The sequence below is a fragment of the Streptomyces sp. NBC_01267 genome, assembly GCF_036241575.1.
GTDB lineage: Bacteria > Actinomycetota > Actinomycetes > Streptomycetales > Streptomycetaceae > Streptomyces.
In genome coordinates this window covers 6,070,833-6,084,131 of record NZ_CP108455.1, presented here as the reverse complement: position 1 = coordinate 6,084,131, position 13,299 = coordinate 6,070,833, and the positions used below count along the sequence as shown (strand labels likewise).

Below are 13,299 nucleotides of genomic sequence, written 5' to 3'. Positions count from 1 at the left end.
CGGGCGGTCAGATCCGGTATCCGGAGCCGGGCACGGTCACGATGACCGGGGGCTCACCGAGCTTGCGGCGCAGCGTCATGACGGTCACCCGCACGACGTTGGTGAACGGGTCGGTGTTCTCGTCCCAGGCCTTCTCCAGGAGCTGCTCGGCGGAGACCACCGCACCCTCGCTGCGCATCAGCACTTCGAGGACGGCGAACTCCTTGGGCGCGAGCTGGATCTCGTTGCCCTCCCGGAAGACCTCGCGGCGGTTGGGGTCCAGCTTGATGCCGGCCCGCTCCAGGACGGGGGGCAGGGCGACCGTCGTACGGCGCCCCAGCGCCCGTACCCGCGCCGTCAGCTCACTGAAGGCGAAGGGCTTGGGCAGGTAGTCGTCCGCGCCGAGCTCCAGGCCCTCGACCCGGTCGCTGACGTCACCCGACGCGGTCAGCATGAGGACCCGGGTCGGCATGCCGAGTTCGACGATCTTGCGGCAGACGTCGTCCCCATGGATCAGCGGCAGGTCGCGGTCGAGGACGACGACGTCGTAGTCGTTGACCCCGATCCGCTCCAGGGCGGCGGCGCCGTCGTACACGACGTCGACGGCCATGGCCTCCCGGCGAAGTCCGGTGGCCACCGCATCGGCGAGCAGCTGCTCGTCCTCGACGACGAGTACGCGCACGGCGCTGTCCTTCCTCTGAGCCCTGTTCAGGGCAGCTCTGGCACGGAGTGTGTGTACGTCCATCCTGCCCCGTACGGCCATAAACCGGCTGTAAGACAATGCCGGGCCCCGGAACGGTGGGAATTCCGTGATTCCCGGGCCGGTTGAGGTTTCTCTGAGGTGGAGCGAGGGGAGGACGATTGCACACCCGCCGATCACGCCCTGTATGTGGCGCGCCACAGGCCGCTCCGCCGCCCCGGGGAGCCCGTGATCAGTTGATGACCCTCGGCACACCCCCGTGCCACCGACCCACGACGAGGGGGCGCACCATGGACGCATTCACCGCAGGTCTGCTGCAGCGCATAAAGGCAGCTCAGACCGACCTGACCCTTGCTCGCGAGACCGGCGACGACTTCCTGGCGGAGGTCGAGCAGGGCGAGTTGGACGATCTGCACCGCCTCGCCGCCGAACACGGCGTGGAAGTCCGCACCGCGAGCGTCTGACGTACGGCGTGCGGGGCCCCGGCACCACAGGACGACGGTGCCGGGGCCTTCGCATGCGCTCCCCGTGCCCTGTCCCGGCCGCCGGGGCCTGTCAGCGTGCTCGGAGCCGGGGCGTCAGTCGTGCCAGGCGCCGTACTCCTCCAGGAGGGCCTGGAGGGGCTCGAAGACGCCCGGCGACCCGGCGACCGTCAGATCGTCCGTAGGGCGCTCCCCGGGCCGCCCACCGGTCTTCGCACCGGCCTCGCGGGCGATGAGGTCCCCGGCCGCGCGGTCCCAGGGGTGCAGTCCGCGTTCGTAGTACCCGTCGAGCCGGCCCGCGGCGACGTCGCACAGGTCGACCGCGGCCGAGCCGCCCCGCCGGATGTCCCGCAGCTGCGGGATCAACTGCTGGGCCACGGACGCCTGGTGGACGCGCACCGTCGTGACGTAGTTGAAGCCGGTCGACACCAGCGCCTGGTCGAGGGGCGGTGCGGGCCTGCACCGCAGTCGCCGGTCGCCGAGGTACGCCCCGCCGCCGCGGACCGCGTGGAACGTCTCGCCGCGCATCGGCGCGGCCACCACACCCACGACGGTCTCGCCGTCCTGCTCGGCCGCGATCGACACGGACCAGGTGGGCAGGCCGTAGAGGTAGTTGACGGTGCCGTCCAGCGGATCGATGACCCAGCGGATGCCACTGGTGCCCTCGGAGCTCGCGCCCTCCTCGCCGAGGAACCCGTCGTCGGGACGGAGACCGGCGAGGTAGCCCGTGATCAGCTTTTCGGCCGCGATGTCCATCTCGGTGACGACGTCGATGGGGCTGGACTTGGTGGCCGCCACTTCCAGGTCGGCGGGGCGCCCGTCCCGCAGCAGGGTGCCGGCGCGCCGGGCTGCCTCCTGGGCCAGTTCGAGCAGTTCGGTGTGGAGCGGATCGGTCACGGTTCTCCCTCTAGGCGTACGGGCTGTCGGCGCCCGCGGCTGCGGGCCTGGCACTGCGGGCCGGGCAGCAGCCGACCGGGCACACGTCGTGCGAGGCGCCGAGCGTTCCCAGCGCGCAGCGCGCCACCGGGAGCCCCCGCTCCGCGGCTGCCCGCTCCAGCAGCAGCTCGCGCACCGCTGCCGCGAAGCGCGGGTCGGCGCCGACCGTCGCGGACCGCGCGGCGGGGAGCCCCAGCTCCGCGGCCTTGGCGACGGCTTCGGTGTCCAGGTCGTAGAGGACTTCCATGTGGTCCGAGACGAAGCCGATGGGCACCATGACGACCGCGGGCGCGCCCGCGCCGTGCAGCTCCGCCAGGTGGTCGCAGATGTCGGGTTCCAGCCACGGGATGTGCGGGGCGCCGCTGCGCGACTGGTAGACGAGCTGCCAGGGGTGCTCGATCCCCGTCTCCGCGCGGACCGCGTCGACGATCACCCGCGCCACGTCCAGGTGTTCGGCGACGTACGCCCCGCCGTCGGGCCCCGAACTGTCGGCCGCGGCGGTGGGGATGGAGTGGGTGGTGAAGGCCAGGTGCGCCCCGTCGCGTACCTCGTCGGGCAGCCCGGCCAGCGACTTCAGGACACCGTCGGTCATGGGCCGTACGAAACCCGGGTGGTTGAAGTAGTGCCGCAGCTTGTCGACGCGCGGCAGCTCAAGGCCTTCCGCCTCCAGCGTCGCCAGCGCCTCGGCGAGGTCCTCGCGGTACTGCCGGCAGCCGGAGTACGAGGCGTACGCGCTGGTGGCCAGCACGGCGATACGCCGGTGGCCGTCCCGGACCATCTCCCGCAGGGTGTCGGTCAGGTACGGCGCCCAGTTGCGGTTGCCCCAGTACACCGGCAGTTCCACGCCGTGCTCGGCGAAGTCCTTGCGCAGCGCGTCCAGCAGGGCGCGGTTGTGGCCGTTGATGGGGCTGACCCCGCCGAACAGGAAGTAGTGCTGCCCCACCTCCTTGAGCCGCTCCTTGGGGATACCGCGGCCGCGGGTCACGTTCTCCAGGAACGGGACCACGTCGTCCGGGCCCTCGGGGCCGCCGAAGGAGAGCAGCAGGAGGGCGTCGTAGGGATCTGGATCACGCTGATCGGACATGGCTCCGATCCTGCCACCCGCCTCCGGCAGGCCGGGGGACCCCCCACGCAACGGGTGCCCGTTCCTGACCCCCGGTGCAGGACCCGTCACTGCGACCGTAAGCTGCGCAAACGACACTTACGCCTTACCGGAGCCCTTCTTGACCAGTCCCTACCGTGCGATTTTCGCCGCCCCCGGCACCAAGGGGTTCTCGGCGGCCGGACTCTTCGGCCGGATGCCGCTCTCCATGCTGGGGATCGGTGTGGTGACGATGATCTCCCAGCTCACCGGGCGCTACGGGCTGGCCGGTGCGCTCTCCGCGACACTGGCACTGTCCGCGGCGGCGATCGGTCCGCAGATCTCCCGGCTCGTCGACCGGCACGGGCAGCGCCGGGTGCTGCGCCCCGCCACCCTGGTCTCGGCCGCCGCCGTCGCGGGCCTGCTGATCTGTGCGCAGCAGGAGCTGCCGGAGTGGACGCTCTTCCTCTTCTCGGCGGGCGCGGGCTGCGTACCGAGCATCGGCTCGATGGTCAGGGCCCGCTGGGCGGCGATCTACCGGGGCACCCCGCGCAGCCTGCACGCGGCGTACTCCTGGGAGTCGATCGTCGACGAGGTCTGCTTCATCTTCGGCCCGATCCTCTCCATCGGGCTGTCCACGGCCTGGTTCCCGGAGGCGGGCCCGCTGATGGCCGGGGGCTTCCTGGTCGTCGGCGTCTTCTGGCTGACCTCGCAGCGCGCGACCGAACCGGCGCCGCATCCGCGCGGCCAGGGACCGGCCGGTTCGGCGCTGGCCTCGCGCGGGCTGCAGATGCTGGTCCTGACCTTCGTGGCGACCGGGGCGATCTTCGGGGCGATCGACGTCGTGACGGTCGCCTTCGCCGAGGAGCGCGGGCACAAGGCGCTGGCCAGTGTCGTTCTCGCCGTGTACGCCCTCGGCTCCTGTCTGGCCGGCGCTGTCTTCGGACTGCTGCACCCTCGCGGCCCGGCCTCACGCAGGTGGCTGGTGGGTGTGTGCGCGATGGCGCTGAGTATGATCCCCCTCCAACTGGCCGGGAACCTGCCGTTTCTGGCCGGGGCGCTCTTTGTCGCGGGCCTTGCCGTAGCACCGACGATGGTGACCACGATGGCCCTCGTCGAGCAGCACGTACCGCGCAGCAAACTGACCGAGGGCATGACCTGGACCAGTACCGGGCTCGCGGTCGGGGTGGCACTCGGCTCTTCGGCCGCCGGCTGGGCGGTCGACGCGGGCGGGGCCGGCCAGGGGTATCTGGTGCCGCTCGTGGCGGGAGCGCTCGCGGCCGTGGTGGCGTTGCTCGGGTATCGCCGGCTCCATGTGCCGGCGCCACTACACGAGGGGAGCGGGGCAGATGACGGGTACGGCACGGACATCGGTGACAGCGCGAACGGCGGGCACGTGGCGTAACTGGGCGGGGAACGTCACCGCGCGCCCGGTGCGGGAGGTGACCCCCGCGTCGGCCGAGGAGCTCGCGGGCGCAGTCCGGCGGGCGGCGGACGAGGGCCTGAAGGTGAAGGCCGTCGGCACCGGCCACTCCTTCACGGCGACGGCCGCGACCGACGGGGTACTGATACGCCCCGATCTCCTCACCGGCATCCGGGAGATCGACCGCACGGCCGGCACCGTGACCGTCGAGTCGGGTACTCCGCTGAAGCGGCTGAATCTGGCACTCGCCCGTGAGGGGCTCTCCCTCACGAACATGGGCGACATCATGGAGCAGACGGTGGCGGGCGCCACCAGTACCGGCACGCATGGCACCGGCCGTGATTCGGCGTCGATCTCCGCGCAGATCCGCGCGCTGGAGCTGGTGACGGCCGACGGCACGGTACTGAAGTGTTCGGAGCAGGAGAACCCCGAGGTCTTCGCCGCCGCCCGGATCGGCCTGGGCGCGCTGGGGGTCGTCACCGCGATCACCTTCGCGGTGGAGCCGGTCTTCCTGCTGACGGCCCGCGAGGAGCCGATGGCCTTCGACCGGGTGACCGCCGACTTCGACCAGCTCGTCGCCGAGAACGAGCACTTCGAGTTCTACTGGTTCCCGCACACCGGCAACTGCAACACCAAGCGCAACAACCGCAGCGCGGGCCCCGCCGCACCTCCCGGCAAGGTAGCCGGGTGGATCGAGGACGAGCTCCTCTCCAACGGCCTCTTCCAGGCGGCCTGTTCGCTGGGCCGGGCCGTCCCCGCGACGATCCCCGCCGTCGCGAAGATCTCCAGCCGCGCGCTCTCCGCCCGCACCTACACCGACGTCCCCTACAAGGTCTTCACAAGTCCGCGCCGGGTGCGCTTCGTCGAGATGGAGTACGCCCTGCCGCGCGAGGCCGCGGTGGCGGCGCTGCGCGAGGTGAAGGCGATGGTGGAGCGTTCACCGCTGCGGGTGAGTTTCCCGGTGGAGGTGCGGACGGCGCCCGCCGACGACATCGCGCTCTCCACGGCTTCGGGACGGGAGAGCGCGTACATCGCGGTGCACCTGTACCGGGGCACACCGCACCGGGCGTACTTCACCGCCGTCGAGCGGATCATGACCGCGCACGGCGGCCGGCCGCACTGGGGCAAGGTGCACAGCCGTGACGCCGAATATCTGGCCGGGGTGTATCCGCGGTTCGGCGAGTTCACGGCGTTGCGCGACCGGCTGGACCCGCAGCGGCTGTTCGCCAACGACTACCTGCGCCGGGTCCTGGGCGACTGACCGCCCGAGGGGGGGCTCCGCGCCGCACAGGTTGAAGATCACGTCAGGGAGTCGTCGCCCCGGGAGCCCGCCCCCTTGTCCTGCTGGACGGTGCCGTCGTGGCCCGTGGTGCCGCCCGTCCCGCTGTCGGCCGGGCCGGACGGTGCCGGGTCGGGTGCCGTGGAGGCGTCACCCGACGAGGGCGGTGAAGGGCTCGGGGCCGGGTCGGCCGGAGCGTCGCTCTTCCCGGGGCCCGGCCCGGTCTGCCCGCCGTCGCCGGAACTGCGGCTCGGCGACGGGTCCGGGCTCCGGCTCGGGTCCGGGTTCCCGCCCTGCTGCCGGTCCTGCTCCGTCGAGTGCGAAGGGGCGGGCGAGGGCTTCGACGCCTTCGTACCGCCGCCCTGCACGGCCGATCCCACCGTCGTTCCGCTGCCGCCGCTGAGGCCGTGCCCCGAGAGCAGCTCGAACCCGGTGATCCCGGACATCGCCACGAGGAACGCGACGCCGGCCGCGAGCGACGAGCGCTTCCAGCCGCGCACCCGTGTGCCGTGGGTCGTGGCTTCGGTGAACTCCCCGTCGAGGGGCAGCAGCCGAGTCGCGTCCGGACCGGGACCCGGGGCCGCCCGGTCCCCGGCCCGACGGCCGCCCGTGGTGGTGCTGCTCAGCTCGTCGGGCCACGGCGCGGCGACCGTGGGCGGCATCTCCCCCGGCTCCGCGGTCCCGGGCACCTGGCTGACGGAAACCCGGCTGACCGGCACCTGCCGGGTCGGGAACCTCGGGCCCTTCGGCTTCACCTGCACCGTGACTTCGCGGATCTGCTCCCCGGTACGCCGGAAGAGATGCTGGAAGATCGTGCCGCCACAGGTCGCGATCACACTGACCACACCTGCGCCGATGATCGTTCCGTACACCCCGAGCTTCGAGGCCAGCACCGCCGCCACGACAGCCGCGAAGGCGCTGCCCGCGACCTGCGGCACGCTCAGGTCGAGCTTCTTCTTCGTCGCGTTCTCGGACTCTGTCCCGCTGTCCGGCTTCTGCTCCATCTCCAGCCTCTGTTTGCCCATCTGATGACACTCTGCACCAGAAAGGGACATGTGAGCGAAGTGGATAGTTCCGATTCGGGAGATTGTGTGAAGCACAACACCCGAGGGCATACACCGGAGGCAATTATCGGGATTCCGCTCCCCCGGGCCGCCAGAACTCGAGCGGCGAGCCGTCCACCCACTTGGCCCGAATGGAGTACTGTGTCGAGCCCTGGGCCCGGCCTCCCACAAGGGTGTCCGGACCAACGGGAGGGGGCCGAAGGCGGCACTCGAACCGGCGGAGCCGTGGCACCGCACGGGCGCCCGCTGCACAGAGTGATCGCCAGTCGCTCTGCGTTGCGAACAGGTAACCGTGCCATAACGGCGTTCCAGGACTGAGACCCGACACGCCGGGTAACTCGGCAAGGTTGTGGCGTGCCGAACCCGGGCAGGCCACACTCGACTAGCGGAAGCAGCGACGCACGTGACGTCGGCAGGCACCACCCGGGAGGTTCCCATGCCCGAACTGCGTGTCGTGGCCGTCTCGAATGACGGCACACGACTGGTGCTCAAAGCTGCGGACAGTACGGAGTACACGCTTCCGATCGACGAGCGGCTGCGTGCGGCGGTCCGTAATGACCGCGCGCGCCTCGGCCAGATCGAGATCGAGGTGGAGAGCCACCTCCGTCCCCGCGACATTCAGGCACGTATAAGAGCCGGTGCCTCCGCCGAGGAGGTCGCCCAGATGGCCGGGATCCCGGTCGACCGGGTCCGCCGCTTCGAGGGTCCCGTGCTCGCGGAGCGCGCCTTCATGGCCGAACGGGCCCGTAAGACGCCCGTGCGCCGTGCCGGTGAGAACACCGGCACGGGTCCGCAGCTCGGCGAGGCGGTGCAGGAGCGGCTGCTGCTGCGCGGCGCCGACCGGGACACCGTGCTGTGGGACTCCTGGCGCCGTGACGACGGCACCTGGGAAGTCCTGCTGGTGTACCGGGTCGCGACCGAGACCCACTCGGCGAGCTGGACGTACGACCCGCCGCGCCGTCTGGTGCAGGCCATGGACGACGAGGCACGGTCGCTGATCGGCGAGTCCGACAACTCGCTGGTGGCGCCCGAGCCGAGCTTTCCGTTCGTACCGCGGATCGCCAGGCTGCCGCGCGACCGGCCGCTCGACCGTGCCCTGGACCGGCAGATGGAGCGGCCCACGGCGCCCGTGCCCGCGCCTCCCGAGCCGGACGACAGCATCAGCGAGCGCGATTCGCTGACCAGCCTGCTGGAGGCCGTCCCGAGCTTCCGCGGCGACATGGTCGTACCGGACCGGCCCGCTCCGCCGGAGCTTCCGCCGGCCGAGCCGGTGCGCGAGTCGGAGGCCGAGGAGCCGCCCGCGGCGTCGGTCGGCGCCGGTTCGGCGTACGCGGACGTACTGATGCCCCGCGCGGTGACCGGTCACCGCGACCGGCTCACCGGGACGACGGACCGGCAGGCCGAGGCCGACGGCGTGCGGCCGGGGCGGCGTGCGGCCGTACCGAGCTGGGACGAGATCGTCTTCGGGACGCGGCGCAAGAAGCAGGATTAGGGACTGCCCGCCCCCCGGTCCGCCGGGCGGCCTTTGGGCGGGAGAGACAGAGGAGTGGGGCCCGTACGCGCCGCGTGCGGGCCCCACTGCTGTCCGGCGGCGGCTACCGGGGATCGGGACCGGTCGCCACCGGGCGGGATTCGTCGGACGACCATTCCGACCAGGATCCCGCGTAGAGAGCGGCCGGGAAGCCCGCGACCTCCAGGGCGAGCACCTCGTGGGCCCCGGAGACACCGGACCCGCAGTACACACCGATCTCGGTGTCCTCGCCCGCGGCCCCCAGCCCGGCGAACCGGGCCCTGAGCTCGTCGGCCGGCAGGAACCGGCCGTCCGGGCGGACGTTCTCCGTGGTCGGCGCGGACACCGCGCCGGGGATGTGCCCGCCGACCCGGTCGATGGGCTCCACGTCGCCGCGGTAGCGCTCGGCGGCGCGGGCGTCCAGCAGCAGCCCCTTCCCGGCCAGCCCGGCCGCGCCGTCCGCGTCGAGGAGCGGCAGGGAGCCGGGTACGGGGGTGAAATCGCCCCGGGCGGGCGCCGGAGTCTGCGCCGAGAGGGGGCCCGTCCAGGCCGCGAGACCGCCGTCCAGGACCCGGACATCGAGGTGGCCGGTCCAGCGCAGCAGCCACCAGGCGCGCGCGGCGGCCCAGCCCTGGCCGCCGTCGTACACGACGACCGGGGTGTCCCGCGAGACACCCGCCCGGCGCAGCACCTCGCCGAACTCCGCCGGATCGGGCAGCGGATGACGGCCGCCGGTGCCGGGCGGACCGGCCAGTTCCGCGTCCAGGTCGACGAAGACCGCGCCGGGGATGTGCCCGGCCTCGTACTCGGGGCGCAGATTCGGGCCGCCGAGCTTCCAGCGGATGTCGAGGAGCACCGGTGGCCGCGTTCCGGCCGACTCGCTGGCGAGTTCGGCTGCGGTGATGATGGGAGTCATGGATCACATCCTCGCCCAGGGACCGGCTCGCACGTAACGCCGTAGAAACGGACGAGGAGTATCAAAACAGGCATCCTCCTGCTGGAACGTGCAAAATACGGCGCGGCCGGGGCCCGGCGCGCGGCAGGTGGTGGAAGCATCTGGGTGAGGGCCGCCCACCGACCCCCGCACGGCCACCACCGATGGTCCGAGGAGAGAGCGAAGATGACCGAGGCAGCCACTCGGCGTACGCCCGGAACCCCCTGCTGGGTAAGTCTGATGGTGCACGGCCTGGCAGCGACCCAGGAGTTCTACGGGGACCTGTTCGGCTGGGAGTTCCAGCCTGGCCCCCTCCAACTGGGGCCGTACGTACGCGCGCTGCTCAACGGCAAGGAGGTCGCCGGCATCGGGCAGATGCCGCCCGACCGGCATCTGCCGATCGCCTGGACGACCTATCTGGCGTCCGACGACGCCGACGCGACCGCGGAGACCATCCGGCACTGCGGCGGGACGGTCGGAGTGGGGCCGCTGGACGCGGGCGAGGCGGGGCGGCTGGCCATAGGGTCCGACCCCGCGGGCGCGGTCTTCGGCGTCTGGCAGGCGACCGCCCACGCCGGGGTCGCGGAGGCGGGCGTCCCCGGGACGCCGGTGTGGAACGAACTGGTGACCCGGGAGACCGGGACGGTCGGCAAGTTCTACCAAGCGGTGTTCGGATACGAGACGGAGGCCGTGGTCTCGGCCGACTTCGACTATCTGACCCTGTACCTGGAGGGCCACGCGGTGGCCTCCCTGCACGGGGTCGGTCAGGCGCTGCCCAGGGACAGGGGTGCGCACTGGATGACGTACTTCGAGGTGGCGGACACCGACGAGGCCGCACACCGGGTGGTCGAGCTGGGCGGGCACGTGCTGCAGCAGCCGCGCGAGGGCGAGACCGGGCGGCTGGCCACGGTCGCCGACCCGGAGGGCGCGGCCTTCACGATCGTCCGGACGGCCCGCTGAACGCGGCGGCACACTGAACCCGGCGCCACACCGACCCCGGGCAGGCACGGCGCCCCCCGGGGCGGGCGTCGCACCCCCTGGGCAGGCACGGACATCACCACCGGCCGGACGGAGCAGCAGGCTGCCGTCCGGCCGGTTCGCCGTCTCCCCGGCCGGTTCGCGATACCCCCGGCGGACCACCCCATCCGAGGGGCCATTCCCTTACTTCTACATCATGTAGTAGTTTCAGACGGCAGCCCTCCGCGCCGTCCTGATCCCTCAGGCCCCGCCGGACGGCGTCGTTTTCGCGCGCCCGGCACTTCCGTCAGCCCGGCGAGAGCGAACCCCTGTCCCGCTCTTGCCAGTTCGGAGGCTGATCGGCCGTGTCGTACCACCAGGACCCCGAATTCCCCGTGGGCGGCGGGGTGTTCCCGCGCCGGACCCACCGGCGGGAACACGCGCTGCCGCTGATCGTGATCATCTCGGCGAGCGTCGGCGCGGGACACGACGGCGCGGCCCACGAGTTGGCGCGCCGTCTGGAGGCCGAGGGCTTCACGGTCGACCGGCACGACTTCCTCGATCTGCTCCCCGCCCGGCTCGGGAAACTGCTGTCGGGCAGCTACCACCGCCTGCTGACCTGGGCGCCCTCCGGCTACCAGCGGATCTACGCCGCCACCGAGCACACCGGGGGGCCCGGCCCGGTCCTGCGCGCCCTGTTCCGCGTTGCCCAGCGGCGCACCCTGCGGGCCGTCCCCGCCGACGCCTCCGCGGTCGTCTCGACCTATCCGTGCGCGAGCCAGGTACTCGGCGGTCTGCGGCTGCGCGGGCGGCTGTCCGTACCGGCCATCACCTACCTCACCGACTTCTCGGTCCATTCGCTGTGGGTGGCGCCCGGGATAGACACGCATCTCGCCGCCCATGCGATACCCGCCGGACAGGCCACCGCCCAGGGCGCCGCCGGGGTGACCGTCAGCGGACCCGTCACCGCTGACCGTTTCGCCCCCGCCACGCCCCGGCGCCGCAGCGCCGCGCGTGCCCGCTTCGGCCTGCCCGACGAGGCCCCGGTGGCGCTGCTGGTGGCCGGATCGTGGGGGGTCGGGCCGGTGGAGCAGGTGGCCGCCGAGATACGGGCGAGCGGCACAGCCGTACCGGTCGTCGTGTGCGGGCACAACGAGGCGCTGGCCGGGCGGCTCCGCAGAGCCGGGATCGAGCATGTGCACGGCTGGGTGGCGGACATGCCCGCACTGATGTCCGCGGCGGACGTCCTGGTGCAGAACGCGGGCGGCCTCACCTCGCTCGAAGCCTTCGCCAGCGGCCTGCCGGTGGCCAGTTACCGCTGCATTCCCGGCCATGGACAGACCAATGCCGCCGCGTTGCACGAGGCCGGGCTCGCCACCTGGATACGGGAACCGGCCGACCTCGCACAGACGCTCACCGAACTGCTCGACGGCCCCCTCGGCCGGTCCCAGCGCGCCGCGGGACTGGCCCTGTACGACAAGGGGCCCGGCCCCGCCGCGGCCATCGCCGCCGCCGCCCGCCACCGCCCCGCCGCCTGGGGCACACCGCCCGGCCGCCGGGCCCGTCGCCGGGCCGCCGTCGTGACCGTCGCCATGGCGGCCACCCTGCTGCTGGGGATCGGCGCCCCGCTCGCCGAGGCGTACGGTGACTCACCGGCCCGCTTCGGCTCGTTCACGCATTTCCTGGACGGCGACGTGCGCCGATGACCCTGCACCGAACGGCCCGTACCGTCCTGCTCGCCGGCGCCGCGGTGCTGCCCGCGCTCGCCGCCGTGCACGCCGCACCGGTCGTCTCCACCTTCGGGCCGCTGCGCAACAGGTTCATGCCCCGGCTGTCCGGGCAGGGCCGGGCCGGTCACGCCGCGCTCACCTTCGACGACGGCCCCGACCATCTCTCCACCCCGCACTTCCTGCGCCTGCTGGACGCCCGCCGGGTGCACGCGACCTTCTTCCTGCTCGGCTCGATGGCGGTGCGCTCCCCCGCCCTGGTACGGGAGATGACCGCCGCCGGGCACGAGATCGCCCTGCACGGCTGGGCCCACCGGCCGCTGCTGGTGCGCGGCCCCGCCGCCACCTACGACGACCTCGCCCGTGCGCACGACACCGTCACCGGCATCACCGGCGTCCCGCCCCGGCTGTTCCGGCCCCCGTACGGGGTGATGACCGCCGGGACGTACCTGGCCTGCCGCCGCCTCGGCCTCACCCCCGCCCTGTGGACCACCTGGGGCGAGGACTGGCGCAAGCGCGCGACCCCCGCGTCCGTACACGACACCGTCGCGCGCGACCTGCGCGGCGGCGGCACCATCCTGCTGCACGACTCCGACTGCACGTCCGCCACCGGCTCCTGGCGCAACACCCTCGGCGCGCTTCCCCGGATCCTGGACACCTGCCACGAGCGCGGGCTGGAGGTCGGACCGCTCGGGGAACACGGGTGGCCGGACCCCGCTCACCGCGGATCCGGGCGGACGCCCGCGCTCCGTATGCCGTAGTAGCTTGGAGGACCGGCGCGGTTCATGGACACGGAGCGGCGCGGACGGAGCTGCGGCGCAGCCGGGCGGAGTACAGAGGGGTGCGGAGCGTGAGCAAGCAGGGGCCATCGGGACGGCGTGCGCCGGGCGAGCTGGAGAGCGAGGTCCTGGCCGCTCTGTGGGCGGCCGGTGAGCCCGCGGGCGCCGGTACGGTGCGCGAACAGGTCACCGGCGACCCCGCCTACACCACCGTTCTGACGATCCTGTCCCGGCTGCACGCCAAGGGCCTGGTGACCCGTACCCGGGCCGGACGCGGGTATCTCTACTCCCCGGTGCGCGACGAGGCCGGACACGCGGCGGCCGGGATGCGCGATCTGCTGGAGCACGGCGGGAACCGGGCCGCGGTGCTCGCCCGTTTCGTCTCCGAGCTGCCCGCCGACGACGAGAAGCTGCTGGAACAACTCCTGCGCGACGCGAAGGAGTAGGA

Annotated in this window: 13 protein-coding genes; 8 read left to right on the top strand and 5 right to left on the bottom strand. The window is 72.6% G+C overall.

Annotated elements, in window-relative coordinates; all coding sequences use genetic code 11:
• Positions 1 to 7 precede the first annotated feature (7 nt).
• Entirely contained in the window at positions 8 to 661 is a 654-nt protein-coding gene (locus tag OG709_RS27765; RefSeq protein ID WP_250304771.1) for a response regulator transcription factor, read from the bottom strand.
• Between the two features lie 308 nt (positions 662 to 969).
• Between OG709_RS27765 and OG709_RS27760 the strand changes: the two genes are divergently transcribed.
• Positions 970 to 1,143 (top strand): hypothetical protein, encoded by a 174-nt coding sequence (locus tag OG709_RS27760; RefSeq protein WP_250304772.1) that lies wholly within the window; start codon positions 970 to 972, stop codon positions 1,141 to 1,143.
• Between the two features lie 114 nt (positions 1,144 to 1,257).
• On the opposite strand, the gene OG709_RS27755 is transcribed toward OG709_RS27760, so the two are convergent.
• Together OG709_RS27755 and OG709_RS27750 are read right to left on the bottom strand one after the other, a co-directional pair.
• A complete protein-coding gene (locus OG709_RS27755; protein WP_250304773.1) occupies positions 1,258 to 2,058 on the bottom strand; it encodes an inositol monophosphatase family protein in 801 nt (266 codons plus the stop codon).
• Between the two features lie 10 nt (positions 2,059 to 2,068).
• On the bottom strand, positions 2,069 to 3,181 hold the full coding sequence (locus OG709_RS27750) for a ferrochelatase (protein ID WP_250304774.1): 1,113 nt from the start codon (positions 3,179 to 3,181) through the stop codon (positions 2,069 to 2,071).
• A 139-nt stretch (positions 3,182 to 3,320) separates the two neighbouring features.
• Here OG709_RS27750 and OG709_RS27745 point away from each other — a divergent pair, with 139 nt between their 5' ends.
• Positions 3,321 to 4,583 (top strand): MFS transporter, encoded by a 1,263-nt coding sequence (locus OG709_RS27745; RefSeq protein ID WP_250304775.1) that lies wholly within the window; start codon positions 3,321 to 3,323, stop codon positions 4,581 to 4,583.
• On the top strand, positions 4,528 to 5,862 hold the full coding sequence (locus OG709_RS27740; protein ID WP_326693859.1) for a D-arabinono-1,4-lactone oxidase: 1,335 nt from the start codon (positions 4,528 to 4,530) through the stop codon (positions 5,860 to 5,862). The genes OG709_RS27745 and OG709_RS27740 overlap by 56 nt, the downstream gene beginning before the upstream one ends.
• A 38-nt stretch (positions 5,863 to 5,900) precedes the next feature.
• Here the strand turns inward: OG709_RS27740 and OG709_RS27735 are convergent, their stop codons facing one another.
• Positions 5,901 to 6,905, bottom strand: a complete 1,005-nt coding sequence (locus OG709_RS27735) for a hypothetical protein (RefSeq protein WP_329167966.1) — start codon at positions 6,903 to 6,905, stop codon at positions 5,901 to 5,903.
• Between the two features lie 475 nt (positions 6,906 to 7,380).
• Between OG709_RS27735 and sepH the strand changes: the two genes are divergently transcribed.
• Positions 7,381 to 8,436: a septation protein SepH gene (gene sepH / locus OG709_RS27730; RefSeq protein ID WP_250304778.1), complete on the top strand. Its 1,056-nt coding sequence runs from the start codon at positions 7,381 to 7,383 to the stop codon at positions 8,434 to 8,436.
• A gap of 103 nt (positions 8,437 to 8,539) precedes the next feature.
• Here sepH and OG709_RS27725 read toward each other — a convergent pair whose 3' ends face one another.
• Positions 8,540 to 9,370 carry a sulfurtransferase gene (locus OG709_RS27725; RefSeq protein WP_250304779.1) on the bottom strand — a complete coding sequence of 277 codons (831 nt, stop codon included), beginning with the start codon at positions 9,368 to 9,370 and terminating at the stop codon, positions 8,540 to 8,542.
• Between the two features lie 204 nt (positions 9,371 to 9,574).
• On the opposite strand from OG709_RS27725, the gene OG709_RS27720 reads away from it, so the two are divergent.
• The 4 genes from OG709_RS27720 to OG709_RS27705 all read left to right on the top strand — a co-directional run bounded on the left by OG709_RS27720 (position 9,575) and on the right by OG709_RS27705 (position 13,297).
• Positions 9,575 to 10,348, top strand: coding sequence for a VOC family protein (locus tag OG709_RS27720; protein ID WP_250304780.1), 774 nt, complete (start codon positions 9,575 to 9,577; stop codon positions 10,346 to 10,348).
• 362 nt (positions 10,349 to 10,710) lie between these two features.
• A complete protein-coding gene (locus OG709_RS27715) occupies positions 10,711 to 12,051 on the top strand; it encodes an MGDG synthase family glycosyltransferase (RefSeq protein ID WP_329167962.1) in 1,341 nt (446 codons plus the stop codon).
• Positions 12,048 to 12,833 (top strand): polysaccharide deacetylase family protein, encoded by a 786-nt coding sequence (locus tag OG709_RS27710; protein ID WP_329167961.1) that lies wholly within the window; start codon positions 12,048 to 12,050, stop codon positions 12,831 to 12,833. The genes OG709_RS27715 and OG709_RS27710 overlap by 4 nt, the downstream gene beginning before the upstream one ends.
• An 89-nt stretch (positions 12,834 to 12,922) precedes the next feature.
• Positions 12,923 to 13,297 (top strand): BlaI/MecI/CopY family transcriptional regulator, encoded by a 375-nt coding sequence (locus tag OG709_RS27705; protein WP_308409509.1) that lies wholly within the window; start codon positions 12,923 to 12,925, stop codon positions 13,295 to 13,297.
• The last annotated feature ends 2 nt before the right edge of the window (positions 13,298 to 13,299 follow it).

Excerpts from the sequence above, each read along its gene's own strand:
- OG709_RS27750 (WP_250304774.1), bottom strand. The coding sequence starts at position 3,181 with ATGTCCGATCAGCGTGATCCAGATCCCTACGACGCCCTCCTGCTGCTC.
- OG709_RS27710 (WP_329167961.1), top strand. The coding sequence starts at position 12,048 with ATGACCCTGCACCGAACGGCCCGTACCGTCCTGCTCGCCGGCGCCGCG.
- OG709_RS27720 (WP_250304780.1), top strand. The coding sequence starts at position 9,575 with ATGACCGAGGCAGCCACTCGGCGTACGCCCGGAACCCCCTGCTGGGTA.
- OG709_RS27735 (WP_329167966.1), bottom strand. The coding sequence starts at position 6,905 with ATGGGCAAACAGAGGCTGGAGATGGAGCAGAAGCCGGACAGCGGGACA.
- sepH (WP_250304778.1), top strand. The coding sequence starts at position 7,381 with ATGCCCGAACTGCGTGTCGTGGCCGTCTCGAATGACGGCACACGACTG.
- OG709_RS27725 (WP_250304779.1), bottom strand. The coding sequence starts at position 9,370 with ATGACTCCCATCATCACCGCAGCCGAACTCGCCAGCGAGTCGGCCGGA.
- OG709_RS27760 (WP_250304772.1), top strand. The coding sequence starts at position 970 with ATGGACGCATTCACCGCAGGTCTGCTGCAGCGCATAAAGGCAGCTCAG.
- OG709_RS27740 (WP_326693859.1), top strand. The coding sequence starts at position 4,528 with ATGACGGGTACGGCACGGACATCGGTGACAGCGCGAACGGCGGGCACG.